The sequence below is a fragment of the Rhizobium sp. BK619 genome (assembly GCF_014195245.1).
In the GTDB taxonomy this organism is placed as follows: domain Bacteria; phylum Pseudomonadota; class Alphaproteobacteria; order Rhizobiales; family Rhizobiaceae; genus Rhizobium; species Rhizobium acidisoli.
Window position 1 is genome coordinate 159,442 of record NZ_JACIBH010000016.1, and the last position, 25,969, is coordinate 185,410.

25 protein-coding genes are annotated in these 25,969 nt (G+C 61.2%); 23 read left to right on the forward strand and 2 right to left on the reverse strand.

What is annotated here, in order from left to right; all coding sequences use genetic code 11:
- Positions 1 to 187 precede the first annotated feature (187 nt).
- From FHX14_RS28115 to folD, 17 genes are all read left to right on the forward strand, one after another.
- The gene (locus FHX14_RS28115; protein ID WP_003588527.1) at positions 188 to 859 is read left to right on the forward strand and encodes a winged helix-turn-helix domain-containing protein; all 672 of its coding nucleotides are present in this window, start codon (positions 188 to 190) and stop codon (positions 857 to 859) included.
- Between the two features lie 125 nt (positions 860 to 984).
- Positions 985 to 2,295, forward strand: a complete 1,311-nt coding sequence (locus FHX14_RS28120; RefSeq protein ID WP_054183709.1) for a flagellar hook protein FlgE — start codon at positions 985 to 987, stop codon at positions 2,293 to 2,295.
- Between the two features lie 19 nt (positions 2,296 to 2,314).
- The gene (gene flgK, locus FHX14_RS28125) at positions 2,315 to 3,802 is read left to right on the forward strand and encodes a flagellar hook-associated protein FlgK (protein WP_183693640.1); all 1,488 of its coding nucleotides are present in this window, start codon (positions 2,315 to 2,317) and stop codon (positions 3,800 to 3,802) included.
- A gap of 3 nt (positions 3,803 to 3,805) precedes the next feature.
- Complete coding sequence (locus FHX14_RS28130) at positions 3,806 to 4,852, forward strand: flagellar hook-associated family protein (protein WP_003588522.1); 1,047 nt, start codon at positions 3,806 to 3,808, stop codon at positions 4,850 to 4,852.
- A 31-nt stretch (positions 4,853 to 4,883) separates the two neighbouring features.
- Complete coding sequence (gene flaF / locus FHX14_RS28135) at positions 4,884 to 5,231, forward strand: flagellar biosynthesis regulator FlaF (protein WP_003588521.1); 348 nt, start codon at positions 4,884 to 4,886, stop codon at positions 5,229 to 5,231.
- On the forward strand, positions 5,228 to 5,677 hold the full coding sequence (flbT, locus tag FHX14_RS28140; protein ID WP_003584285.1) for a flagellar biosynthesis repressor FlbT: 450 nt from the start codon (positions 5,228 to 5,230) through the stop codon (positions 5,675 to 5,677). The genes flaF and flbT overlap by 4 nt, the downstream gene beginning before the upstream one ends.
- The gene (gene flgD, locus FHX14_RS28145; RefSeq protein WP_184380142.1) at positions 5,668 to 6,111 is read left to right on the forward strand and encodes a flagellar hook assembly protein FlgD; all 444 of its coding nucleotides are present in this window, start codon (positions 5,668 to 5,670) and stop codon (positions 6,109 to 6,111) included. The genes flbT and flgD overlap by 10 nt, the downstream gene beginning before the upstream one ends.
- An 89-nt stretch (positions 6,112 to 6,200) precedes the next feature.
- The gene (gene fliQ / locus FHX14_RS28150) at positions 6,201 to 6,467 is read left to right on the forward strand and encodes a flagellar biosynthesis protein FliQ (RefSeq protein ID WP_003588518.1); all 267 of its coding nucleotides are present in this window, start codon (positions 6,201 to 6,203) and stop codon (positions 6,465 to 6,467) included.
- 88 nt (positions 6,468 to 6,555) lie between these two features.
- The gene (gene flhA, locus FHX14_RS28155; protein ID WP_184380144.1) at positions 6,556 to 8,643 is read left to right on the forward strand and encodes a flagellar biosynthesis protein FlhA; all 2,088 of its coding nucleotides are present in this window, start codon (positions 6,556 to 6,558) and stop codon (positions 8,641 to 8,643) included.
- Entirely contained in the window at positions 8,640 to 9,392 is a 753-nt protein-coding gene (locus FHX14_RS28160; RefSeq protein ID WP_003588515.1) for a flagellar biosynthetic protein FliR, read from the forward strand. The genes flhA and FHX14_RS28160 overlap by 4 nt, the downstream gene beginning before the upstream one ends.
- Positions 9,393 to 9,396: 4 nt before the next feature.
- Complete coding sequence (locus FHX14_RS28165; protein ID WP_003588513.1) at positions 9,397 to 9,810, forward strand: hypothetical protein; 414 nt, start codon at positions 9,397 to 9,399, stop codon at positions 9,808 to 9,810.
- A 31-nt stretch (positions 9,811 to 9,841) separates the two neighbouring features.
- Positions 9,842 to 10,405 carry a rod-binding protein gene (locus FHX14_RS28170; RefSeq protein ID WP_003588512.1) on the forward strand — a complete coding sequence of 188 codons (564 nt, stop codon included), beginning with the start codon at positions 9,842 to 9,844 and terminating at the stop codon, positions 10,403 to 10,405.
- Positions 10,406 to 10,529: 124 nt separating this feature from the next.
- A complete protein-coding gene (locus FHX14_RS28175) occupies positions 10,530 to 10,895 on the forward strand; it encodes a hypothetical protein (RefSeq protein WP_003570277.1) in 366 nt (121 codons plus the stop codon).
- Positions 10,895 to 11,434, forward strand: coding sequence for a hypothetical protein (locus FHX14_RS28180; protein WP_003588510.1), 540 nt, complete (start codon positions 10,895 to 10,897; stop codon positions 11,432 to 11,434). The genes FHX14_RS28175 and FHX14_RS28180 overlap by 1 nt, the downstream gene beginning before the upstream one ends.
- Positions 11,435 to 11,721: 287 nt before the next feature.
- Positions 11,722 to 12,561, forward strand: a complete 840-nt coding sequence (locus FHX14_RS28185) for a WecB/TagA/CpsF family glycosyltransferase (RefSeq protein WP_003588508.1) — start codon at positions 11,722 to 11,724, stop codon at positions 12,559 to 12,561.
- Positions 12,562 to 12,708: 147 nt separating this feature from the next.
- The gene (locus FHX14_RS28190; protein WP_184380146.1) at positions 12,709 to 14,520 is read left to right on the forward strand and encodes a succinoglycan biosynthesis protein exop; all 1,812 of its coding nucleotides are present in this window, start codon (positions 12,709 to 12,711) and stop codon (positions 14,518 to 14,520) included.
- 120 nt (positions 14,521 to 14,640) lie between these two features.
- Positions 14,641 to 15,540 (forward strand): bifunctional methylenetetrahydrofolate dehydrogenase/methenyltetrahydrofolate cyclohydrolase FolD, encoded by a 900-nt coding sequence (folD, locus tag FHX14_RS28195; RefSeq protein WP_003588504.1) that lies wholly within the window; start codon positions 14,641 to 14,643, stop codon positions 15,538 to 15,540.
- A gap of 126 nt (positions 15,541 to 15,666) precedes the next feature.
- On the opposite strand, the gene FHX14_RS28200 is transcribed toward folD, so the two are convergent.
- Positions 15,667 to 16,695 carry a substrate-binding domain-containing protein gene (locus tag FHX14_RS28200; protein WP_003588502.1) on the reverse strand — a complete coding sequence of 343 codons (1,029 nt, stop codon included), beginning with the start codon at positions 16,693 to 16,695 and terminating at the stop codon, positions 15,667 to 15,669.
- A 297-nt stretch (positions 16,696 to 16,992) separates the two neighbouring features.
- Between FHX14_RS28200 and FHX14_RS28205 the strand changes: the two genes are divergently transcribed.
- The 6 genes from FHX14_RS28205 (at position 16,993) to FHX14_RS28230 (ending at position 24,047) form a co-directional block, all read left to right on the forward strand.
- Positions 16,993 to 18,354, forward strand: coding sequence for an ABC transporter substrate-binding protein (locus tag FHX14_RS28205; protein ID WP_003588500.1), 1,362 nt, complete (start codon positions 16,993 to 16,995; stop codon positions 18,352 to 18,354).
- Positions 18,355 to 18,540: 186 nt separating this feature from the next.
- Complete coding sequence (locus FHX14_RS28210; RefSeq protein ID WP_003588498.1) at positions 18,541 to 19,554, forward strand: sugar ABC transporter permease; 1,014 nt, start codon at positions 18,541 to 18,543, stop codon at positions 19,552 to 19,554.
- 1 nt (position 19,555) lies between these two features.
- Positions 19,556 to 20,719 (forward strand): carbohydrate ABC transporter permease, encoded by a 1,164-nt coding sequence (locus tag FHX14_RS28215; protein ID WP_003588495.1) that lies wholly within the window; start codon positions 19,556 to 19,558, stop codon positions 20,717 to 20,719.
- A gap of 34 nt (positions 20,720 to 20,753) precedes the next feature.
- A complete protein-coding gene (locus FHX14_RS28220; protein WP_003588493.1) occupies positions 20,754 to 22,406 on the forward strand; it encodes an alpha-glucosidase in 1,653 nt (550 codons plus the stop codon).
- 21 nt (positions 22,407 to 22,427) lie between these two features.
- Positions 22,428 to 23,516: a sn-glycerol-3-phosphate ABC transporter ATP-binding protein UgpC gene (gene ugpC / locus FHX14_RS28225; RefSeq protein WP_003588491.1), complete on the forward strand. Its 1,089-nt coding sequence runs from the start codon at positions 22,428 to 22,430 to the stop codon at positions 23,514 to 23,516.
- Between the two features lie 177 nt (positions 23,517 to 23,693).
- Entirely contained in the window at positions 23,694 to 24,047 is a 354-nt protein-coding gene (locus FHX14_RS28230) for a hypothetical protein (protein WP_003588490.1), read from the forward strand.
- Between the two features lie 78 nt (positions 24,048 to 24,125).
- Here the strand turns inward: FHX14_RS28230 and edd are convergent, their stop codons facing one another.
- On the reverse strand, positions 24,126 to 25,949 hold the full coding sequence (gene edd / locus FHX14_RS28235) for a phosphogluconate dehydratase (RefSeq protein ID WP_003588488.1): 1,824 nt from the start codon (positions 25,947 to 25,949) through the stop codon (positions 24,126 to 24,128).
- Between the last annotated feature and the right edge of the window lie 20 nt (positions 25,950 to 25,969).

The following is a 25,969-nucleotide window of genomic DNA, read 5'->3' on the forward strand; positions in this document are numbered from 1 at the left end:
GGTCTGTTAACTTTTCCACGAAATTTTGGTGTGCATAAACAACCGGACCCACTAGATATAGATCAAATCGCTACCCAGATCTTAATCAATTATTAGTTTCTGCCATTAACTTTAACGAGTTGTCGCCGATTCGTGCGATTCGTACCCATAGATCATCGAAGTGCCACACTGATTCGGAGGCGGACGAATGATCGTCGTGGTTGATGAGCGTGAGCTCGTGAAAGATGGATACACATCTCTGTTTGGCCGTGAGGGCATTCCCTCCACCGGCTTTGATCCCGCGGAATTCGGCGAGTGGGTACAGACCGCTGCTGATTCCGATATTGCGGCAGTCGAGGCATTCTTGATTGGTCAGGGCCAGCGCAGCCTCGAACTCCCCCGGGCGATCCGGGACCGGTCGATGGCGCCGGTGATTGCGGTCAGCGATCAACCCTCGCTCGAAAACACTCTTGCGCTGTTCGATTGCGGCGTCGACGATGTGGTGCGCAAACCGGTGCATCCGCGCGAAATCCTCGCAAGGGCGGCTGCGATCCGGCGCCGGCTGAAGGCGATTGCCAACTACACCGAAATCGGCGGGATCCGCGTCTTCTCGGATGGTCGTGACCCCGAGATCAACGGCGAAGTCTTCGCGCTTCCCCGGCGCGAGCGCCGCATCCTCGAATATCTGATCGCCAATCGCGGTCGCCGGGTCACCAAGACCCAGATCTTCAACGCCATCTACGGCATCTTCGATGAAGAGGTCGAGGAGAACGTCGTCGAAAGCCATATCTCGAAGTTGCGCAAGAAGCTGCGCAAGAAACTCGGCGTCGATCCGGTCGATTCCAAGCGCTTCCTTGGCTACTGCATCGATTGGGCCTGATTTTCCGGCCGGGCGGCGGCGCCCGGCTGAACCTCGATATTGGCCTCGCAGCGCGCCATCACAGACAGCTTCACGCAAGGCCCGACAAATACTCTCGAGCTTAACAGGTAAAACGAGGTTTTCAGATGAGCATTTTCGGCAGCATGAAGACGGCGGTATCGGGCATGAATGCGCAGGCGAACCGCCTCAGCACGGTCTCCGACAACATCGCCAACGTTAACACGACCGGTTACAAGGCTGTGTCGACGAGCTTCTCCTCGCTGGTCCTGCCTTCTTCGGGCGGCAACTACAATTCCGGCGGCGTTCAGACCTCGGTCCGCCAGGCCGTCTCCGATCAGGGCGATATTTCCTACACCACCTCGAGCACCGACCTTGCGATCTCGGGCGACGGCTTCTTTATCGTCCAGGGCGCCGACGGCACACCGGTTCTGACCCGCGCCGGCGACTTCACCAAGGACGACGAGGGCAATCTCGTTAACGCCGCCGGCTTCGGCCTGATGGGCTATTCCTACAACTCCGGTTCTCCCGCTGTTGTCGTCAACGGCTTCGACGGCCTCGTTCCCGTCAACGTCAACCAGGAAGGCCTGACCGCCATCGCCTCGACCTCAGGCGTCTTCAAGGGCAACCTCGATTCCAACGCTAAGGTTGCTCCGGTCGCTCCTGCGACGCTTCCGAGCGACAACGGCGCTACCGGCACCCCGACAACCGATACCAAGAAGTTCTCGATGGTCGCCTACGACACGCTCGGCAACAAGGTGATGTACGACTTCTACTTCACCAAGACCTCGGTTACGACACCGCCGCCGGCAACCGGTACCGCCAGCACCTGGGAGGTTGCTATCTTCCGCAACGCCGATGCGGCGACCGGCGGCACGACCTCCTTCCCCTACACCACGGCCGGCGGCGCCGTCGCCACGACCACGCTGGACTTCGACTCCACCGGCAAGATCACCAACTCTACCGGTTCCGCGACTATCGTCGATCCGGTGACCGGCTTGTCGATCGACATGGATCTCTCGGGCTTCACCCAGCTCGGCGCGGCCTTTGCCGGCACCGGTACGCCGAACGGTCAGGCCGCAAGCCCGGTCAAGGATGTCACGATCGACGGCGACGGCATCGTCTACGCCAAATACGAGGACGGCAGCACCAAGCCGCTCTACCGCATTCCGCTCGCCAATGTCGCAAGTCCGGACAAGCTGACGCTGATGAGCGGCAACGTCTACAGCGCCAACGGCCAGTCGGGCGTGACCGTCACCGGCTTCCCGCAGACCAACGGCCTCGGCACGATCAAGTCGGGCGCTCTCGAAGGTTCGAACGTCGACCTCGCCGGCGAGCTCACCGAGATGATCGAATCCCAACGCAGCTATACCGCCAATTCCAAGGTGTTCCAGACGGGGTCCGACATCATGGACGTCCTCGTCAACCTCAAGAGATAATCAGGGTAACGGGTAAGCCATGTCGCTCACGTCCGCACTTAATACCGCGCAGGGAATATTCAACAATACCGGCACGCAGAGCAGTGTCGTATCGAACAATATTTCGAATGCCGGCAACAAGGATTACGTGCGCCGGCAGGCGATGCTCACCACGTCCCTGAACGGCGCGCAGGTCGTCAAGATCGACCGGGCGCAAGAAGATGCCCTGCTGCGCCAATATCTGAAATCATCCTCTCAGGACAGCGCCCAGCAGACCCTGCTCAGCGGTCTCGAGGATCTGAAGTCGATCATGGGTGGCAACGACTACGAAACGTCGCCATCCACTTATCTCGGTGTTTTCCAGCAGAAGCTGCAGGCCTTCCGCACGACGCCGGGCAGCACCGTCGCCGCCCAGGGCGCCATCACCGCCGCCCAGGACGTCGCCAACTCGCTGAACAACGCGTCGACTTCCGTGCAGGATGTCCGCGCCAGTGCCGACAAGCAGATCTCTACCGCGGTCGATACGCTGAATACGCTGCTCAGCCAGTTCGAGACGGCCAACAATGCGGTGAAGACCGCCACGGCCACGGGCGCGGATGCCTCCAGCGCTCTCGACGAGCGCGAGAAGGCCCTCAAGCAGATTTCGCAGATCGTCGGTGTCAGCGCGACGACGCGCGACAACAACGACATGGTGCTAAGCACCTCTGACGGGACGATTCTCTTCGAGACGATCCCGCGCACGGTGACGTTCCAGGCGAAGGATGCCTACAACGCCACCATAACCGGCAATTCGGTCTATATCGACGGTGTCGCGCTTCCGCGTGGCAGCGGATCGACGGCGACGGGGCAGGGGAGCCTTCAGTCGCTCCTGCAGGTCCGTGACGAGATCGCTCCCAACTTCCAGAAACAGCTCGATGAAATCGCCCGCGGCCTGGTCTCGCTCTTTAAGGAGCAGAGCACGTCGGGCACTCCGGCCTATGTGACCGGTCTCTTCACCTGGAGCGGCGACACGGTCGAGGCCGGCAGCACCGCGGTTGCCGGCATGGCGTCGACCATCACCGTCAGCAGCACCGTCATCACCTCGCAGGGCGGCGACCCGATGCGCCTGCGCGATGGCGGCGTCAATGCCGACGGCGTCGTCAACAATCCTACCCACCTCAGCGGCTACACGACGGACCTCGATAGTCTTTATAATGCCTTGGGCTCCGATATCGATTTCGATCCGGCAACCGGAACGACGGCCGGATTCGACGCCACGACGGGCATCGATTCGAACGTCAGCATCATGGAATACGCCACGAATTCTCTCGGCTGGCTCGAGCAGTACCGCAGCAACGCCACGACCGCGGCGGAGAACACCTCGGCAGCGCTGTCGCGCTCGGACGAGGCCTATTCCAACGAGACCGGCGTCAACCTCGACGAGGAACTGACGCTGCTTCTTGATATCGAACAGTCCTACAAGGCGGCGACCAAAATCCTGAACGCTGTCGACGAAATGTTGAAGTCATTGCTGGATATTGCGAGTTAAGCCATGAAGAGCTCATTTATTTCAAGTTCGGCCATTCAGAATGCGATGCGCTTGACCATTCGTCAGGGGCAGAACCAGATGACGAAGGCGACGATGGAGGCAACGACGGGTGTCTATGCCGACATCGGTGTCTCGCTCGGCGGCAACGCCGCCAGAAGCGTCGACTTCAGCCGCGAGGTCGACAGGATCGACACAATCAAATCGAGCAATTCGCTCGTTACCGCACGCATGGAATCCTCGCAACTCGGCCTGTCCAAGATGAAGGACGTCGGCGACGGCCTTGTTTCAAAGCTGACGGCGCTCCAGGGCAGCCACGATCCCGGCAGCATTACCGTCGCCATCCAGTCGGCGACCAGCGCGCTCTCCACCATGATGGACACGGCCAATACCATGGTGAACGGCGAATACCTGTTCTCCGGCATCAATACCGATGTGCAGCCGCTGACTGACCAGACGACGGCGACGAGCGCAGATATCGTCACCGCGCTGAATACCTATGCGACGGGCCTCGGCAAGGGCGTCAGCGATCTCACCGGCGACGAAATGGAGACCTTCATTACGACGACGGTCGAGCCGATGTTCAGCGAGGCAAACTGGACCAATGCGACGACCGGCTGGTCGCAGGCATCGAGCCAGAACATGACGAGCCGCATCAGCAATTCGGAAGTCATCGAATCCTCGACCAACGCCAATTCCGAAGGCATGCGCTACATGGCGCTCGCCTCGGTGATGACCTCGGCGCTGCTCGGCCAGGACCTTAGCAGCGATGCGATGAGCACGGTCTCGAAGCAGGCGATCAGCTATACGACGAAGGCGACCAGCGGCATCGTGACTCAGGCAAGCCAGCTCGGCCTTTCCCAGGAGCGCGTCAAGAAGTCCAACGACGCCCTCGACGCCCAGTCAAACATCATCAAGAACAAGCTCGTCGATCTCCAGGGCGTCGATCCTTACGAGGCCTCGACCCTCGTCAAGACTTTGGAAACACAGCTTGAAACGGCTTACACGATCGTCTCGAAGATCCAGCAGTTGAGTCTCGTAAACTACCTTTGATGATCAAAGGCGCGCAAAGAAGGATGCATGAATGTATCAGTTCTCATATGCCGAAGTCATGGAGGACTCGGTGGCCGACGCGAAACAGCGGGAATGGCAGGTTCTTGACCGGTCCATAGATCTGCTGTCGTTGGCGCGCGAAAAGGAAAAATACGGCCGGGAAGCCATCGAAGCTCTGTTTTATACGCGCCGGGTTTGGATCAGCTTCATCGAGGATCTGAAACATCCCGACAACCAGCTGGAGATCGAACTCAGGGCCAACCTCATCTCGATCGCGATCTGGATATTGAAGGAATGCGACAGGATCCGAAAACGTCTGTCGAATAACTACCAGGGCATCATCGACGTTACCACCATCATCAGGGATGGACTTAAATGAAAAGTACACTTCGCATTTCTCTGAAAGCCGGAGAAAGAATCTTCATCAACGGCGCCGTCCTGCGCGTGGACCGCAAGGTCGCGCTGGAATTCCTGAATGATGTGACGTTCCTTCTCGAAAACCACGTCCTCCAGCCTGAAGGCGCCACCACGCCCCTGCGTCAGCTCTATTTCATCGCGCAGATGATCCTCATCAATCCCGAGGGCAAGGACCACTCGACGGCGATGTTCCGCAAGTCGATCACCATGCTGCTCAGCTGCTTCAAAAACGAGGAGATCCTCGCCGAACTGAAGCGCATCGATGCACTCGTCTCGACCGGCCGCGCTTTCGATGCGCTGAAGGCGATCCGCGGCCTCTACGCGATCGAAGACAATATCCTCAACAACCACGAAATGCCGCCGACGATGGTCGAGCAGATTCGCAGGGAGATTGCACCATGGCGGTAGATGCAACATCAAGCGTCAGCACGACGAGTACGACGACCTCGACCAGTTCGGCCCAGAGCAAGGCGACGCTGAACTACGACAATTTCCTTCAGCTGCTCATTGCGCAGATGAAGAACCAGGATCCGACCGATCCGGTCGATGCCAGCGAGCAGATGTCGCAGCTGGCAAGCTTCTCGCAGGTCGAACAGACGATCCAGACCAACACCAAGCTGGATACGCTGCTGGCAAGCTCGAGCCTTACCCAGGCCAGCAGCTATGTCGGCAAATACATGGAAAGCGCTGACGGCACCGTCAAAGGCACCATCGAATCCGTCAAGGTTTATTCCGACGGCATCATTGCGACGACCACGGATGGCGGTAATATACTCGTGCAGGCGGGAATCACTGTTGCCGACAAGGCGCCGACCACCACGACCACCGACAGCGATACCTGATGCCGTGGCGCCGAGGCGCCGGGTGATACCGATCAACAGCGGCCCGGCCACGGCGGGGCTGCTTCGAGGCGATATGAGGTTGCCTTCAGATGAATGAAGCTGATGCATTGGATCTGTTCCAGGCCGCGATCTGGACCGTCCTGATTTCCGCCGGTCCCGCCGTCATCGCCGCGATGGTCGTGGGTCTCATCATTGCCTTGATCCAGGCGCTGACCCAGGTACAGGAAGCGACATTGACCTTCGTGCCGAAGATCGTCGCGGTGCTGATCACCGTCGGCGTCACCGCGCCCTTCGTCGGCTCGCAGGTCTCGATTTTCACCAATCTCGTCTTCTCGCGCATCCAGTCCGGTTTCTGAGCCACCTTCGCGCAAGCTTCGCCATTTAATTCTCGATCCGAATTGGGCGGACCGAGTCCGCCTCCTCTCATGAAGAGACGGAACTGTTATGGCGCAACCACCTGCATTACCTCTTCCGAAAGTCGCCCCGAGCCTGCGCGATGTCGGTTTTGCCCTCGGCATCATCGGCATCATCTGCATTCTCTTCCTGCCGATCCCGCCATTCCTGATCGATATGGGACTGGCCTTCTCGATCGCCTTCTCGGTGCTGATCCTGATGGTTGCGCTGTGGATCCAGAAACCGCTCGATTTTTCGTCGTTTCCGACCATTCTGCTGATCGCGACGATGACCCGGCTGGCGCTGAACATCGCGACGACGCGCGTCATCCTGTCCCACGGCAATGAAGGCCACGACGCGGCCGGCGGCGTCATCGCCGGTTTCGCAAGCCTGGTGATGTCCGGCGACTTCGTCATCGGTCTGATCGTCTTCCTGATCCTCATCACCATCAACTTCATCGTCATCACCAAGGGCGCCACGCGTATCGCCGAAGTCGGCGCGCGTTTCACCCTCGATGCCATCCCCGGCAAGCAGATGTCGATCGACGCCGATCTTTCGGCCGGCATCATCGATGAAAGGGAAGCCCAGCGCCGGCGCAGGGAGCTCGAAGAGGAAAGCTCCTTCTTCGGTGCGATGGACGGTGCGTCGAAATTCGTGCGCGGCGATGCCGTCGCCGGCCTGATCATTACCGCCATCAATGTCTTCGGCGGCATCATCATCGGCTATTTCCGCCACGGCATGCCGATCGGTGAAGCAGCCGACGTCTTCGTCAAGCTCTCCGTCGGCGACGGCCTCGTCTCCCAGATGCCGGCCCTCATCGTCTCGCTCGCCGCCGGCCTGCTCGTCTCGCGCGGCGGCACCACCGGCTCCACCGACCAGGCGGTTGTCAACCAGTTGAGCGGTTACCCCCGCGCGCTCTCGGTCTCGGCCGTGCTGATGTTCGTTCTGGCGCTGATGCCGGGCCTGCCCTTCGTCCCCTTCGTGATCCTCGGCAGTCTTCTTGCCTTCGGCGCCTGGTTCATCCCGCGTCAGGTCGAGGCCGAAAACAAGCTTCGCCGCGAGCAGGAGGAAAAGAAGGTCGTCCAGAGCAAGGAGCTGGAAAAGGATTCGGTCAAGGCGGTGCTGCGGACCTCCGAGATCGAGCTTGCGCTCGGCAAGATGGTCTCGACGCGACTGCTCGGCGCCCACCAGGAGCTCGCCTTCCGCGTCGGCAAGATGCGCAAGAAGTTCGCCACCCAATACGGTTTCGTCGTGCCCGAGATCAAGGTCACCGACGATATCGCCATCGCCGAGAAGTCCTACCAGATCCGCATCCACGGCACGACGGTCGCCTCCAACTTGCTACGCGTCGGCGAAGTTCTCGTCGTCACCGGCGCCGGCCGCCGGCCGAGCATCCCCGGCGACGAAATCCGCGAACCAGCTTTCGGCATGCCGGCCGTCTCGATCCTCGAAAACTTCGCCGACGATCTGAAACGCGAGGGCTTCCAGCCGATCGACAACGTCTCCGTGGTGCTGACCCATATGAGCGAGGTCATCCGCAACAACCTGCCGCAGCTTCTGTCCTACAAGGACGTCAAGGTGCTGATCGATCGCCTCGATCCCGAATACAAGAAGCTCGCCGACGAGATCTGCTCGTCGCACATGTCCTATTCGGGCTTGCAGGCGGTGCTCAAGCTGTTGCTTGCCGAACGCGTCTCGATCCGCAACCTGCACCTCATTCTCGAAGCGGTGGCCGAGCTCGCCCCGCATGTCAGGAAGACCGAGCAGATCGTCGAGCATGTCCGCATCCGCATGGCCCAGCAGCTCTGCGGCGACCTTGCCGACAACGGCGTGCTGCGCGTCCTCAGGCTGGGCAGCAAATGGGATCTCGCTTTCCACCAGGCGCTGAAGCGCGACGCCAAGGGCGAGGTGATCGAATTCGACATCGATCCGCGCAACCTGGAAGAATTCAGCGAACAGGCCACCAAAGTTATCCGTGAGTTCATGGATCGCGGCATGCCATTCGCACTTGTCACCTCGCCGGAAACACGCTCCTATGTGCGCATGATCATCGAACGGCTGTTCGCCACGCTGCCGGTCCTGTCGCATGTCGAACTGGCCAAGGGCATCGAGATAAAGATTTTGGGCTCTATTTCATGATAACAGACCCGCAAGGGACCGTTCTCGCGCTGTTTCTGGTTTTCTGCCGGATCGGTGGCTGTGTGCTGGCTCTTCCGGGTTTTTCCTCGGCGCGCGTGCCCGAACAGCTGCGTGTCTTCATCGCCCTAGCGCTGTCGATCGCCGTCATGCCGCTGCTCTGGGACACGGTCTATCCGGCCGTCCACACCGGTTCCGGAACCTATATCGGCCTGATCGTCAGCGAATCGCTGATCGGCGTGATGTACGGCATGCTGGCGCGCATCTACACGCTCGGCATGCAGTTCGCCGCGACGATCATCGCCACCATGGTCGGTTATACCCAGCCGGGCTCGGCCGATATCATCGAAGACACGCCGGAGAGCAGCCTTTCCGGCTTCATCACCTTTGCCGGCATCATGATCCTCTTCATCATGGACTTCCATCATATCGTCTTTCGGGCGCTGATCGATTCCTACACGACCATGCCCTTCGGCGGCCTGATGCAGATGCGCGCGACGCTGATCTCCTTTAGCGACACGCTGGAACAGACCACCTACATCATGCTGCGTCTGTCGAGCCCGTTTTTGATCTACGGCCTGATCTTCAACGTCTCGATCGGCTTCATCAACAAGCTGGCGCCGCAGATCCCGGTCTACTTCATCTCGACGCCCTATCTGCTGATGGGCGGGCTCTTCCTCGTCTACTTCTCGATTGCGGCCCTGGTCAGCCAGTTCGGCCAGTCCTTCGGCTCGATCTATATCGGGCGATGAGGCGATGATCGACAAGAACCGCTCCCAGAAGCTCAAGCGACTGCTCTCGGTGCAACGGCATATCGAAAGGATGGCCGAGAACGATCTGGCCGAAACCAGCCGCCAGCGCGTCGAGGTCAATGCGGCGATGGATGACGTCATCCTCGCACTCGGCTCGATGGACCCGGTCCACCACGCCTTTTCGCAGAATTACGCCGACCGATTCGGCAGGCTTTCGATCAAGGATCTGCAGCTGACCGGCATGCAGGAGGTCCACGAAATGCGGCTGGCGCGTGAGCGCGCCAAGGGCGACCGGTTCGAAGAAGGCATGAAAGAAGCCCTTGAGGCCGAGCGCCGCGAGGCCGACGACAATGCCGTCTACGATGTCATCGATCAGCAATTCGCAACGCCAGCCTCCAGCAAGCTTCGAAACCCATAGTCGTTACGATCTTAAATTAGAGGATTGTAACGTGGCTATTTCGCCCCCCAGTGATCTGGTCCTGGACGTTGTCAAAGCTGCCGACCCCATGGAGGTTCAGGCGGCCCAGGAAAAATTGAAGGCAAATCGTGCGGCCTTTGCCGCAACGAGCCTCGCCGAAAACGGCAAGGGCTTCTCCAATACGGTCGACGTTCTCGACCATATCAGCCAGAAGAGCGGCCTCAACAACATCCAGAACCGCACCAAGGCTGAGGAAGTGCCGGAAAGCTACCGGAAATTCGAGGCCATGGTCCTGCAGAATTTCGTTAAGTCCATGCTGCCGAACGAAAGCGAAGACGTCTACGGCAAGGGCGCGACCGGCGATATCTGGAAAGGCATGATGGCCGAACAGCTCGGCAACACCATGGCCAAGGGTGACGGCATCGGCATCGCCAAACAGATGTACGCCGAGCAGTTGCGCCGGCAGGAAGGCAAGATCGTCAATGCCTCGACCGATAACGATGACCGCAACACTGCGCTCAGCATGATCGACGACTTCCAGCGCAAGACATTCGGCACACCGACCGCCGAAGCCAAGACCGACAGAACAGGATGATTTTAGGCCGGTTGGCCTGAAACCTGAATCCTGTTCTCAATGAAATAGTTAGAGCGTGATGTCGCGCGAAATCCGCGCAGACTTTTCGGCATGGTGCTCTAAGCGACGCATAACCGAGGGTAAAATGGAAATAGTTTCGAACGAATACAGAATCAAATCCGTTCTCGGACGCCTCGAAATGATCATCGACAATGAGAACACCCGGATCGGCAGCGATCCGCAGTTCGATCTCAAGGTCTCCAATGCGCATAAAAGCCGCTGCCTCTATGAGCTGTCGATGCTTTTCCGCGACACTGATCCGGCCGAGCTTGCCGCGGCCCATCTCGATCAGCTGCACGGCCTGAAGAAGAAGCTGGTTCTCAACGCCCGTCGAGTCGAGGCGCATCTCGAAGCGGTTCGCGCTGTCGCCGATCTGCTGAAGAACGCCGTTCAGGACGCCGATGCCGACGGGACCTATTCCCAGGAACAATTCGCCGCGCGTGGAAACTGATGATCAAGCTCGTCCTCACCGGTGTCTGGGTTTGCGCCATCACCTTGGCATCGGTCTATTTCTCGGTGTACCTGGCGACCGCGCCGGCGCCCGCGGCAACGGATTCCAAACAGAGCGCGCTTGAACTGGTGAAGGGTGAAACCATCACGGTCCCCATCATCGGCAACGGCGCGATCACCGGCTACTTCCTCGGCCGTGTTTCCTTCATGATGAACAAAGAGATGCTGAAGGGCGTGACGCTGCCGCTGGCCGAGATGACCACCGACGAGCTTTTCAGCCTGCTCGTCGGCAACAAGATGGTCGATATCGCCCACATCAAATCCTTCGATCCGAAGGCCTTCCGCGAAGAGATCAAGAAGGGCATGAACGAGCGCCTCGGCGGCGAATATGTCGCCGACGTGATGCTGGAGCAGCTCGACTATCTCTCCAAGGAAGATGTCAAGGAAAGCTCGGCCGGGGCGCCGAAGAAGGTGGGCACACCCGTCAAGATCGTCGAGACCGCACCGGCCGGCGAAGCGCCGGCGCCGGCCGCCCACTAAGCACGACAACTGTATCGACGAACAACGGCGCCGCAGGGCGCCGTTTTTCGTTGGCGCTCGTGGTTAATAAACCACTTATGCGAGCATGGAAATTCAAGGAATTTTCCTAAGGGTTGTTTGAAACCGTCCTGTTATACCAGCTGTCACAGCTTGACATGTGCCGCTTCCAAAATCGGGGCGACGCCGTCACGGCGGGACGCGACCGGTGCTTTCGAGGCCCGGTGCGGAGGTGTGGGCTTGTTTTCCGGGATGTCGGGCGCATGAAGCATCCTCGGCAGGAGGTAGGAATGAATCTGATTGCAAACTTCGCGGTGCTCGCATCGCGGCGGACGATCTTCGATCTGCCGGTCTGCGATCTCGGCTGGGACGACGCCCTCGTTTTCATCAACGAGCTGGCCTCCATCCCCGTCGGCCAGACCGTGGTTTGCTTCGTCAACGCCCACAACATGCTGACCGCGCTTCACGATGACGAATATTACCGGATCATGTCGCACAATCTGGTGCTGCCCGATGGCATCGGTCTCAACATCGCATCGCAGATCGCCCATGGTTCGCCCTTTCCCGCCAATCTGAACGGTACCGATTTTGTGCCGGCCTTCCTCACCTTCATGGAAGCCCCGCGCCGCATCGGTCTGATCGGCGGCACGCGTTCGGTCGTCGAGGCGGCGGCGGAGAATTTCCGCAGGCATACGCCCTGGCATGAATTCGTCGTCGTTTCCGACGGTTATTTCGACAAGGTCGATTCCACAGAGGTTACTGAGGAGATCGAGCGCCAGAAGCTCGATATCCTGATCGTCGGCATGGGAACGCCGCTGCAGGAAAAATGGGTCCACGATCATATCCGTGCCGATCATGCGCGCCTGGTGCTGACGGTGGGTGCTCTCTTCGACTTCGTCTCCGGCGCCGTCCCGCGCGCGCCGAGGACGGTGCGGATGATGCGGCTGGAATGGGCCTATCGCCTGCTGCAGGAACCGACGCGCCTCTGGCGCCGCTATGTCATCGGCATCCCGGTCTTCCTTTTCCATGTCCTGCGCTACCGCTTCCGCCGGCGCGAACGAATCCTCAGCCATCCGGAAGAACACAGCACCGCGCTGCAGCCGCGGTCGGAGCACAAGAAGGCAAGCTGATGCCGCGCGTCTTTCCGGGGACGCTATGCATAGTTCTTACACGCTGCGGTTAACCATTTCTTTGCCATGAATATTTAGACTGGCTTAATCATCTGCATCCGCGCGGATGAGTGAGTTCGGCCATCATGTGCATGAGATGTGGCGCAAATGTACGATATCAGGGCCAGAAGCAGCTTTCACGATCGCCCGGCCGCCCCGCCGGCGGCGGCCGCACCGGCGCGCGCCCACGACGACCGCTATGGACTGCCTGGGGGCATGCCCCGGTCGAACCGGCCCGATATCGCGCCGCCCGAAGCCGAACTGCTGCGCGCCATCGGCCGCGCGCTGGAAGAGCAGCGCGCCAAAGCGGCGCGCACGGCGCCGCTGGTCGATCGCATCGAAACCATCCTCGGCAATCACCTGCGGGCGGCCAACGACATTGGCTATCCGCTTCCTCAGGAACTGCCGCGCGGTGAAGAACCGGTTGCTCCGACCGACGCGCCGCTGATCTCATCCGAACCGCTGGCCGCGCTCGTTAAGGAACCGGCCGAGCCTCGCCCGGCAGCGCCGCGGCGGCGTGTCGGCGGCAGCGCACTTGTGATGACTGTCGCCGCTGCGACGATGATCGGAGCCGGTCTGCCGGTGCTGATGCCGGCTTCGCCGGCCCTCTACCGTGCCGAAGCAACGCTTGCGGTAAAGACCGATGCCGCAAGCCGGGCCGCCTTCACCGAGGCTGCGGCAAAAGGGCTGATGTCGGCACGGGTGGTTGCTTCGACGGTCGCCGCCCTGAAACTCGACCACGATCCAGAATTTGCCGGCCAGAGGGCCAATGCGCTCGGCGTTGCGCTCGATCTGCTCTCGGCGACCGGTGCTGCCGCCGACCCGGCCTCGCGCGCCGAGGCGACCTTGAAACATTCGGTCGAGATCCTGCCCGATGCCGCCGCCGGCACGATCCTCGTGCGGGTGACGACCGGCGACAGCGGCAAATCCATGCGCATCGCCGCAAGGCTTGCCGAAGCGGTTTCCCCGGCGAACGGAACCGGCGGCAACACCGAAAGCGACGCCGCCTTGCGCAGGGCCTATGACGAGGCGAAAGCAGAACTTGCAGCCTTCACGGCAAAGAGCGGCGAGGGCAACGTCAAGGTGGCCGTCGATCTTCGCCGCCAGATCGACCGGCTCGATGCCGATCTGAAACAGGCCGACCAAGCGATCCTGGAGGCCAAAGCGCAGGCCGACCGGTTGAAAGCCGCAAAACTCGTCGGCGTGCTCGACGGTTCTCTCCCCTCCGATATGCTCTCGCCGGCGCTGCAGGACTGGCGCGACAAATATGCGGTTGCCAGGACAGCGCTTGCGCAGCTTTCGGCCGAACTCGGCCCGCGCCATCCGCGGCTGTTGCAGCAGCAGGCCGAAACCGATGGTATCAAGGAGAATATGGGCAAGGAGCTTGCCCGTGTTGTCCAGGCCGCCAGCGCCGCCGCCAAGACCGCCGTCGATGCGCGCAAGGGCCTGAACGACCGGCGCAACACGCTGATTGCGCAAAGCCGGGATACCGGCGTCGATCTTGCCCGGCTGACCGAACTCAGCGAGAAGGCGGCCGCCGCGCGTTCGCGCCTCGACGATACGGCCTCCGCCTCGGCGGGAACGGCCGGCGACGGCCATATCACTCTGATGAAGCCGGCGCTGGCAACGGCGGTATCGGCGCCCGACGGCCTGACCGGCCGCTCGCTGGCCGGTGCTGCCGCGGGTCTCGCCGCCGGTCTTGCTGCGGCTTTCCTGCTGCGCCTGCGTAAACCCGTGGCCGCAGCCGAAGAGGAAATGCTGTTGTCCCAAGCGCTGTCCCAACCGATATCTTCGGCGCCGCCGGCACCGCAACCGGTCGCAGCCGAGGTCGACGAGATGGAGGCGCTGCGCTCCGAAATCTCCGGCCTGCGCGACCGGCTTCTTGTTCATGGCCTCGAGGCGCGGCAGCCGCTGCGCTGAACGGTCATTTCCTTGCATTTTTGATATTGCCTTGCTGCTTTCCGACAGGATAGGGCGTTAGCGGGCATTTGACGCTCGCCGACTATCCATAGATTGGCGCGAAACAGGGCGGAGAGACGCGTGACGACAGTAATCGACGGCAAGAACGTAGCTGCATCGGTCATTCAGACGGTCAAGAGTGCGACGGCAGCGCTGGAAAAGAGCAGCGGCGTCACCACCGGCCTTGCGGTCGTCATCGTCGGTGACGATCCGGCAAGTCACGCCTATGTCGGCTCCAAAGGCCGCATGGCCAAGGAATGCGGCTTCAAATCGGTCCAGCACACGCTGCCGGCCGAGACCAGCCAGGAGGAGTTGGCAGCCCTCGTCGCCACCCTCAACGCCGATCCGTCGATCCACGGTATCCTGGTGCAACTACCGCTGCCGAAGCCGCTCGACAGCGAGCCGATCATCCAGTCGATCCTGCCGGAAAAGGATGTCGACGGCTTGAGCATTGCCAATGCCGGCAAGCTTGCCATCGGCGACCTGAAGACCGGACTGGTCTCCTGCACGCCGGCCGGCGCCATGGTCTTCGTCCGCCGCACCCATGGCGAGGATCTCTCCGGCCTCAACGCCGTCGTCATCGGCCGTTCCAACCTGTTCGGTAAGCCGATGGCGCAATTGCTGCTCAATGCCAATGCGACGGTGACGATCGCGCATTCGAGAACCAAGAACCTCGCCGAGGTCTGCCGCAATGCCGATATTCTGGTCGCCGCCGTCGGCCGGCCGGAGATGGTCAAGGCCGATTGGGTCAAGCCGGGTGCGACGGTCATCGACGTCGGCATCAACCGCGTGCCAGCCCCCGAAAGAGGCGAGGGCAAGACCCGGCTCGTCGGCGACGTCGCCTTCGACGAGGTCTTTGCGGTCGCCAGCACCATCACCCCGGTTCCCGGTGGTGTCGGGCCGATGACCATCGCCATGCTGATGGCCAATACGGTCATCGCCGCCCATCGCGCCGCAGGGCAGACCCCGCCGCAGTTCTGATTAAAGCATGTCGGGCAAAAGTGTGCCGCGGTTTTCCCAGGCAAAGCGCGAAGCGCTTTTGCGGCCACCTGCGTAAAAACAAAGAGCTAAAGCGCGAGGAGCGAATCTGAAAGATCGCGACGCGCTTTAGAGCTGCTGCGGGGCAGGGCCGGTCGAGGCTCTGACGATCAACTCGGTTTTCCAGAGTTCCTGTTCGGGGAAGGGGCCTGCCTGCTTCACCGTGCCGATCAGCCGCTGGGCGATGCGAACGCCGGCGGCTCTCAGAGAAGAGCGCGTCGTCGTCAGCGGCACGGAGAAATTTTCCGGCTTCAACAGCGGCAGCACGTCGTCATGGGCGATCAGAGAGATATCCTCGCCGAGCCGCAATCCGGCCTGGTTGACCGCGCGGATCGCGCCGAGCGCCAGCACCGTGCTGGCGCAGAGGATGGCCGTCGGCCGCTCCGGCAGCTGCAGGAAGTGTTCCATCGCCAGCAGCCCTTGCTCGTCCGTCATCAGCGCATGGCTGATGCAATCCTCGTCGAGCGCCAGCCCGCGCTCGGCCAGGGCCGCTATCACGCCGTTCTTCCTGCGGATGGCGAAATCGAGATGCATCGGCCCGTTCATCAGCGCAAAGCGCGTATGGCCAAGCTGCAGCAGCAGCCGGGTTGCATCGTAGAAGGCGCCTTCATTGTCGATATCGAGATAGGGATAGTCCGGCTCCGAACCGAAGGATCGCCCGTGCACGACATAGGGCATCGAGAGCGATTTCAGCATGGGGAGCCGCGGGTCGTGGCCGCGCATATAGGCGACGAACAGCGCATCGACATTGCCGCTGATCGCCAGGCGCCTGAGTGCTGCAACCTCGTCATCCGGGTCGGCCGGCATGATGACGAAGTGGAAGTCGTGGCGTACGGCCTCTTCGCCGAGCCCGGCCAGGAATTCGCCGAAATGCACGTCGGACTGATGGCCGGGCGCGGTCGGCATGACAAGGCCGATCGAGCCGGCCTTGCCGGTCGCAAGCCGCTGCGCCGCCTTGTTCGGGCGATACCCGGTTTCCTTGACAGCTTGAAGCACGCGCTCCCGGGTCGCCTCGTTGACCTCGGGATAACCATTGAGCGCTCGGCTCACCGTCGTCTGCGACAGCCCCAGCAATTCCGATAGCTGTTTGAGATTCACCTGCTATGCTTCCTCCCGGCCCGCCCGTCGGCCGTTTCTAATAGGCCTGCCGCCTCCCAGTGGCATCCAAAGCGCTTTCAATTATGTAGCATCTGGCGCGCTTGACTCAAGAAAAATCGCTCCATATTTCCCGATAGCCGCTGCTGCAGCGCGATAATGTCCAGGTTCACAGCGGGTTTTCGTGAAATGACTTGACTCCATTCCACCGAAAGTGGAATGAGTTGGGTGTCAAAGCGCTTTGAAATTTCTTTTAAAGGGAATTCGGCGCGGTTGGGATTGTGATGGGAGGTTGATCACATGAAAAAGTCATTTTTGATGGGCGTTGCCGTGGCAGCGCTTTTTGCCGGTGCTGCATCCGCGGCCGATCTGAAATTTGCCCCGGGACAGGATTCCAAGTTCAACTGGAAGAGCTATGACGAATTCAAGGCCGCTCATGCCGATCTGAAGGGTCAGCCGCTGACGATCTTCGGGCCGTGGCGCGGCGAGGACGAGGCGTTCTTCATGAGCGTTCTTGCCTATTTCACCGAAGCGACCGGCATCGATGCCAAATACTCCTCGTCCGAAAATTACGAACAGCAGATCGTCATCGACACGCAGGCGGGCTCGCCGCCGAACATCGCCGTTCTGCCGCAGCCGGGTCTCTTCGCCGACCTCGCCAGCAAGGGCTTCCTGACGCCGCTCGGCGACGAAAACTCCAAGTGGATCAAGGACAATTACGGCGCCGGCGACAGCTGGGTCGGTTACGGCACCTATAAGGGCAAGGACGGCAAGGAAGCCTTCTATGCCTTCCCATACAAGGCCGACGTGAAGTCGCTGGTCTGGTATGTTCCGGAGAACTTCGAGGAAGCCGGCTACAAGATCCCGACGACCATGGAAGAGCTGCATGCCCTGACCGACCAGATCGTCAAGGATGGCGGCGTTCCCTGGTGCATCGGTCTCGGTTCCGGCGGCGCCACCGGCTGGCCGGCGACCGACTGGGTCGAAGACATCATGCTGCGCACCCAGCCGCCTGAGGCCTATGACAAGTGGACGACCAACGAGCTGAAGTTCACCGATCCGGCCGTTGTTGCCGCAATCGACGAGTTCGGCAAGTTCGCCAAGAACGAGAAATATGTCGACGGCGGCGTCGCGGCTGTGGCCTCGACCGATTTCCGCGACAGCCCGAAGGGCCTCTTTGCGGTTCCGCCGAAGTGCTACATGCACCATCAGGCCTCGTTCATCCCGTCCTTCTTCCCTGAGGGCACGAAGCTCGGCCAGGATGCCGACTTCTTCTACATGCCGACCTTTGCGTCGCATCCCGAACTCGGAAAGCCGGTTCTCGGCGCCGGCACGCTCGTTTCGATCACCAAGGACTCGAAGGCGGCCCGTGCCTTCATCGACTTCCTGAAGACCCCGATCGCGCATGAGGTGTGGATGGCGCAGTCGAGCTTCCTGACGCCGTATAAGGGTGTCAGCACCGAGGCCTATGCCAACCCGCAGATGAAGAAGGAAGGCGAGATCCTGACCTCGGCCACCACCTTCCGCTTCGACGGGTCCGACCTGATGCCGGGCAAGATCGGCGCCGGCGCCTTCTGGACCGGCATGGTCGATTTCGTCGGCGGCAAGTCGGCTGAAGAGGCTGCTGGCGAAATCCAGAGCGCCTGGGACGGCATCAAGTAACTTCCAAAATTATGCCGCCGGCTTGCCGGCGGCATGGCCTGCATGACTGGCCGGGTTCGCAAAGAGCCCGGCCATCGCAGGATATATTGTGATTGGGCAATACAAACAGATTGACGATGACCGGCACTGACCCGTCAGAATAACAACCGGTCGCAATAAGATCAGGGGAAGCAGGGGAGGGACGAAATGCTGTTGCAGATAGTGTCCGCTTTGGGCGTCGTGGTCGTCGCCGTTTTGGCGTGCTCGGCCTATTTCTTTTTTTCGAACAAGATCCTGGATCTCGCTTTGCCGGTCAAGGATGGCGACATCCGCGCCGCCTCGCGCAATCTCAACCGCCGTGCGCTGGTGCGGCCGTGGTTGTTCGTCGGTCCGGCGCTCTTCCTGCTCGTCGTCTATCTCGTCTATCCGGTCGTTGCGACTTTCATCCTCTCCTTCTACGACCGCGCCGGCGAGCAATTCGTCGGCGTCGCCAACTATCAATGGGCACTTGGCGACCGCGAATTCCGCCAGTCGATCTTCAACAACATCCTCTGGCTCGCCGTCGTGCCGGCCGCCTGCACCTTTTTCGGCCTCGTCATCGCCGTGATGACCGATCGCATCTGGTGGGGCAATATCGCCAAAAGCATCGTCTTCATGCCGATGGCGATTTCCTTCGTCGGCGCCTCGGTCATCTGGAAATTCATCTATGAATATCGCGGCGGCAACGACGTCCAGATCGGCCTCTTGAACGCCATCGTCCAGACGTTCGGCGGCACGCCCGAGGTGTGGATCTCCGTTCCCTTCTGGAACAATTTCTTCCTGATGGTCATCCTGATCTGGATCCAGACCGGTTTTGCCATGGTCATCCTGTCGGCTGCCCTTCGCGGCATTCCCGAGGAGACGATCGAGGCCGCCGTCATCGACGGCGCCAATGGCTGGCAGATCTTCTGGCGCATCATGGTGCCGCAAGTCTGGGGCTCGATCGCGGTCGTCTGGACGACGATCACCATCCTCGTCCTCAAGGTCTTCGATATCGTGCTGACCATGACCAACGGCCAGTGGCAGTCGATGGTGCTGGCGAACCTGATGTTCAACTGGCTGTTTCGCGGCGGCGGCGATTCCGGCCGAAGTGCTGTTATCGCCATCATCATCATGCTCGCCGTCACACCGATCATGGTCTGGAACGTGCGCCGCGCCAACCGCGAACTGAAGGGCCACTGAGATGACCGCTGTCGGAAGCTACTTCAAGATCGGCCCCGCCCGTCTCTTCGTTCACGCCGCCGTTCTGTTGATCGTCATCGTCTGGCTGATCCCGACGCTCGGCATCTTCGTCAGCGCGCTGCGCGACAAGGACCAGATCGTCGTCTCCGGCTGGTGGACGGCCTTCGTCGGCTCGACGCAGACCGTCGCCGTCCGCCTGGGCACGCCGGACCAGCAGCAGCAGGAAGGCGCAACCTATGTCATCACAGGCAACGTGCTGGAAGGCCAGACCGGCCGTTCGGTAAAAGCCTTCGGCAACCGCGTGCAGCAGCCGGCGGCCTTCGAAGCCGGTCAGACCGCCGATCTCGGCGACGGCGAAAGCCTGCAGATCAACAGCGACGGCAGCTATCGCTATATGAAGAACGCCGCCTTTTCGCCCGACGAAAGGCCGCGGCGCATCTACGCGTCTGTTTCCGCGCCGCCGGAGTTCACGCTGCAGAACTACAACACGGTTCTAAGGGGTGAAGGCATCGGCCAGTCCTTCATCAACTCGCTGACCGTGACGATCCCGGCGACGATCATCCCGATCCTGATCGCCGCCTTTGCCGCCTATGCGCTGAGCTGGATGGAGTTTCCCGGCCGCGCGCTGCTGATTGCGCTCGTCGTCGGCCTGATCGTCGTGCCGCTGCAGATGTCGCTGATCCCGCTGCTGCGCCTCTATAACGAAATCGGCAACCTGCTCGGCCAGCCGTCCAAGACCTATCCCGGCATCTGGCTCGCCCACACCGCCTTCGGCATGCCGCTCGCCATCTATCTCCTGCGGGCCTATATCGCCGGCCTGCCGAAGGAGATCATCGAATCCGCCCGCGTCGACGGCGCCACCGACTTCGAGATCTTCACTCGCATCGTATTGCCTTTGTCCTTCCCGGCACTCGCCTCCTTCGCCATCTTCCAGTTCCTGTGGGTGTGGAACGACCTGCTCGTCGCCATGGTCTTCCTCGGCACCGACAAGGACCACCTCGTTCTCACAGGCAGCCTGAACGCGCTGCTCGGTTCGCGTGGCGGCAATTGGGAGATTTTGACGGCGTCGGCCTTCGTCACCATCATCGTGCCGCTGCTCGTCTTCTTCGGGCTGCAGCGTTATCTGGTGCGTGGCCTGCTGGCGGGTTCGGTCAAGGGAGGCTGACCATTTCCAAACGTGACTTCAGACAGGATATTCCATGAACGTGGCTCCCCAATCGATCTCGACCCCCGATAAGGACTGGTGGCGCGGCGCGGTGATCTATCAGATCTACCCGCGCTCCTACCAGGATTCGAACGGTGACGGCATCGGCGACCTGAAGGGCATCACCGCCCGCCTGCCGCATGTGGCAAGCCTCGGCGTGGATGCGATCTGGATCTCGCCCTTCTTCACCTCGCCGATGCGCGATTTCGGTTACGACGTTTCCGACTACGAAAATGTCGATTCGATCTTCGGCACGCTGGTGGATTTCGACACGATGATCGCTGAGGCCCATCGCCTCGGCATCCGCGTGATGATCGACCTCGTCATCTCCCACAGCTCGGATCAGCACCCCTGGTTCGTGCAGAGCCGCTCCAGCAAGACCAACGCCAAGGCCGATTGGTATGTCTGGGCCGATGCCAAGCCGGATGGTACGCCGCCGAACAACTGGCTGTCGATCTTCGGCGGCTCGGCATGGGCGTGGGATCCGACGCGCATGCAATATTACCTGCACAACTTCCTGACCTCGCAGCCGGATATGAACCTGCATAATCCTGAGGTGCAGGACCGTCTGCTCGACGTCGTGCGCTTCTGGCTCAACCGTGGCGTCGACGGCTTCCGCCTCGACACCATCAATTTCTATTTCCACGACCCGCTGTTGCGCGACAATCCGGCACTTGCGCCTGAGCGCCGCAACGCCTCGACGGCGCCGGCGGTCAATCCCTATAATTTCCAGGAGCATGTCTACGACAAGAACCGGCCTGAAAATCTTGCCTTCCTGCAGCGCTTCCGCGCCGTTCTGGAAGAATTCCCGGCGATTGCCGCCGTCGGCGAAGTCGGCGACAGCCAGCGCGGCCTCGAAATCGTCGGCGAATATACCTCCGGCAACGACAAGATGCATATGTGTTACGCCTTCGAATTCCTCGCCCCCGATCCGCTGACCGCCGAGCGCGTCGAAGAGGTGATGCAGGATTTCGAAGCCGCAGCACCGGATGGCTGGGCCTGCTGGGCGTTCTCCAATCATGACGTCATGCGCCATGTCAGCCGCTGGGGCGGGCTGGTCGCCGATCATGACGCTTTCGCCAAGCTCTATGCCTCGCTGCTGCTGACGCTGCGCGGCTCGGTATGCCTCTATCAGGGTGAGGAGCTGGCGCTGACCGAGGCCGATCTCGCCTATCAGGATCTGCAGGATCCCTACGGCATCCAGTTCTGGCCGGAGTTCAAGGGCCGCGACGGCTGCCGCACGCCGATGGTCTGGGACAGCCAGGTCGCCCAGGGCGGCTTTTCAACAGTCAAGCCCTGGCTGCCGGTGCCGGTCGAGCATATCCTGCGCGCCGTCAGCGTCCAGCAGGGCGACGAGGCTTCGGTGCTGGAGCACTATCGCCGCTTCATCGCTTTCCGCAAACTGCACCCGGCCTTTGCCAAGGGCGAGATCGAATTCGAGGAGCCGCAGGGCGACGCCCTGGTCTTCACCCGTGAATACGGCAACGAGAAGCTGCTCTGCATCTTCAACATGAGCCCGGCCGAAACCGGGGTCACTTTGCCCGGCGGCGAATGGCAGGCGTTGACGGGGCATGGCTTTATCAGCAACAACTATGGCGACAAGATCGATATTCCGGCCTGGGGGGCGTATTTCGCCCGTCTCGCTTAAGGATCAGCAGGGGAGAGAGACATGACTGGACTGACGCTGAAGGATATCCGCAAATCCTACGGTTCCGTGGACGTTCTCCACGGCATCGACCTCGATATCAAGCAAGGCGAATTCATCGTCTTCGTCGGCCCGTCCGGCTGCGGCAAGTCCACGCTTCTGCGCATGATCGCCGGTCTCGAGGCGATCACCGGCGGCGAGATGTATATTGACGGCCATCTCGTCAATGACGTGCCGCCCTCCAAGCGCGGCATCGCCATGGTCTTCCAGTCCTATGCGCTCTATCCCCACATGACCGTCTTCGACAACATGGCTTTCGGCATGAAGATCGCCGGCGAAAGCAAGCAGGAGATCGACCGCCGCGTCAAGGCGGCGGCCGAGAGCCTGCAACTGACGAAATATCTCGACCGCCTGCCGAAGGCGCTTTCCGGCGGCCAGCGCCAGCGCGTGGCGATCGGCCGCGCCATCTGCCGCGATCCGAAGGTCTTCCTGTTCGACGAGCCGCTCTCCAACCTCGATGCCGCGCTACGCGTCGCCACCCGCATCGAGATCGCCCGCCTGAACGAACAGATGGCCGATACGACGATGATCTACGTGACCCACGACCAGGTCGAGGCGATGACGCTTGCCGACCGCATCGTCGTTCTCTCCGCCGGCAATATCGAGCAGGTCGGCGCGCCGCTGGAACTCTACGAGCGCCCGGCCAACCTCTTCGTCGCCAAATTCATCGGCTCGCCGGCGATGAACATCATCCCGGCGACGGTCGCCGCGACCGGAAACCAGACGACGGTGACGCTGACTGGCGGCATGTCGGTGACCCTCGATGTGGCGACCGACGCTTCCGAAAAGGGCAAGCAGGCAAGCTTCGGCGTTCGTCCGGAGGATCTGAGGATCGCTGATGGCGCCGACTATCTTTTCGAGGGCGAGGTCTCGATCGTCGAAGCGCTCGGCGAAGTGACACTGCTCTATATCGAAGGCCTGGTCCCGGGCGAACCGATCGTCGTCAAACTGCCCGGCATCTACGATGTGAAGAAGGGTCAGAAGATGCGTTTTGCGGCCGACAGGCAGAAGCTGCATCTGTTTGATGCAACCGGCCATAGCTACCGGAAATGAGGCGGCCATTTTTGGGGTGATGATCTGAGGAATTGTGCCTGACGGGCCAAATTCTCACTTTCTGTTAAAGATCGGCTGCTACCTTTTCCTCATCGATTTAAGAGGGGGGATAAGCAAGTGGCCGCTTCAAATCCGTCACAGCCAAAGTCTCATTTCCTGAGCAAGGAAGAATCCTTCATGTATGACCGCGAGCAGCGGTTCAAGATGGAGGACACGATGAATGCCGCGCGCATCGAATATACCGAAAAGGGCGTCATGCACGCGGCTTCGCGCCGCTGCGATATCGTCCGTATTTCGATGAGCAGCGCGACGCTCGCGATCCTCACTCAGTTCAACCTGCCGAAGCAGTTCTATCTGGATATTCCGGATGCCCGCATCACCAAGGTTGGCTGCATTCTGATGAAGGTCAACGCCAACAACACGATCGAAGTCCGCTTCCTGCGCCTGTTGACGCAAAAGGAGCTGAACAAGATCTTCGTTTACAGCACCCATCCGGCGCACCGCGACTACGTTCTCGATATCCGCGCCTGAGCGAGCGCAAGACTGATACAGAAAACCCGCGGGTGATTCGTGCGCCCGCGGGTTTTTGTTTGTGCCCGGCAGCGACGCTCAGTGGTGGAAGAGCACGCTGGCGCCCTGATCCGAAGCGCCGACGGCGCGGCGGAAGGGTGCAAAGAGTTCGCGGCCCATGCCGAATTCATTGTCGGAGAGATCGACGGTCACCGGCTCGCGCTCGGCCATATCGGCCGCATCGACGAGCAGCTCGAGCGTGCCCTTGATTGCGTCCAGGCGGATGATGTCGCCCTCGCGGATGCGGGCAATCGGGCCACCGTCGATCGCCTCAGGCGTCACGTGGATCGCGGCCGGCACCTTGCCAGAGGCCCCCGACATGCGTCCGTCGGTCAAAAGCGCCACACGGAAACCGCGGTCCTGTAGCACGCCGAGTGGCGGCGTCAGCTTGTGCAGTTCCGGCATGCCGTTCGCCTTTGGGCCCTGGAAGCGCACGACGGCGATGAAATCGCGGTTGAGCTTGCCTTCCTTGAAGGCGTCTTGCAGCTCCTGCTGGCTGTGGAAGATGATCGCCGGCGCCTCGATGATGTGACGCTCCGGCTTGACGGCGGAGATCTTGATCACCGCCTTGCCGAGATTGCCGCGCAGCATCTTCAGCCCGCCATTCGCCTGGAACGGCGTTTCGATGCTGGAGAGAACCTTGGGATCGACGCTCTTCTCCGGCGACGGCTCGCGCCGGACGGTGCCGTTTTCGCCGAGCCGGGCATCGACCGTATAGGCTTGAAGACCCTGGCCGAAGACGGTGCGCACATCGTCATGCACCAGGCCGTGCTTCAGGAGTTCCTTGATGAGGAAGCCCATGCCGCCGGCCGCCTGGAAATGGTTCACGTCGGCAAGCCCATTCGGGTAGACACGGGCAAGCAGCGGCACCACTTCCGAAAGCTCGGCAATATCCTGCCAGCTGAGTTGGATGCCTGCCGCGCGCGCCATGGCGACGAGGTGCAGCGTATGATTGGTCGAGCCGCCGGTCGCATGCAGGCCGACGACGCCGTTGACCACCGAGCGCTCGTCGATCATCTCGCCGGCCGGGGTGAATTCATTGCCGAGCGCCGTGATCGCCAGCGCCCGCTTGGCGGCTTCGCGCGTCAACGCTTCGCGCAGCGGCGTGCCGGGATTGATGAAGGAGGAGCCGGGCAGGTGGAAGCCCATGATCTCCATCAGCATCTGGTTGGAATTGGCGGTGCCGTAGAAAGTGCAGGTGCCGGGGCCGTGATAGGATTTGGACTCGGCCTCCAGGAGCTCGGCGCGACCGACCTTGCCCTCGGCGAAGAGCTGGCGCACGCGCGACTTTTCGTCGTTCGGCAGGCCTGTCGTCATCGGGCCGGCCGGCACGAAGATCGACGGCAGATGCCCGAAGGAGAGCGCGGCAATGACGAGGCCCGGTACGATCTTGTCGCAGACGCCGAGGAAGAGGGCGGCATCGAACATGTTGTGCGACAGGCCGACGCCCGCCGACATGGCGATCAGGTCGCGCGAGAACAGCGAAAGCTCCATGCCCGGCTGTCCCTGGGTGACGCCGTCGCACATTGCCGGCACGCCGCCCGCCACCTGCGCCACGCCGCCTGCCTCTGCGGCGGCCTCGCGGATGATCGCCGGATAGGTCTCGAACGGCTGGTGGGCCGAGAGCATGTCGTTATAGGCGGTGATGATGCCGAGATTGGGGATGTGGTCGCCGGCGAGCGCATCCTTATCGGCGGGGGAACAGACCGCAAAGCCGTGGGCGAGGTTAGCGCAGCCGAGCACCGAGCGCTGGACGCCCTTGGAAGCGGCGGCGCGCAGGCGCTCCAGATACCGCTCGCGGGTTGGCTTCGAGCGTTCGACAATGCGATCGGTGATCGCAGAAATGCGTGCGTGAGCGGACATGGAAGATCCCTGCCTTGTTC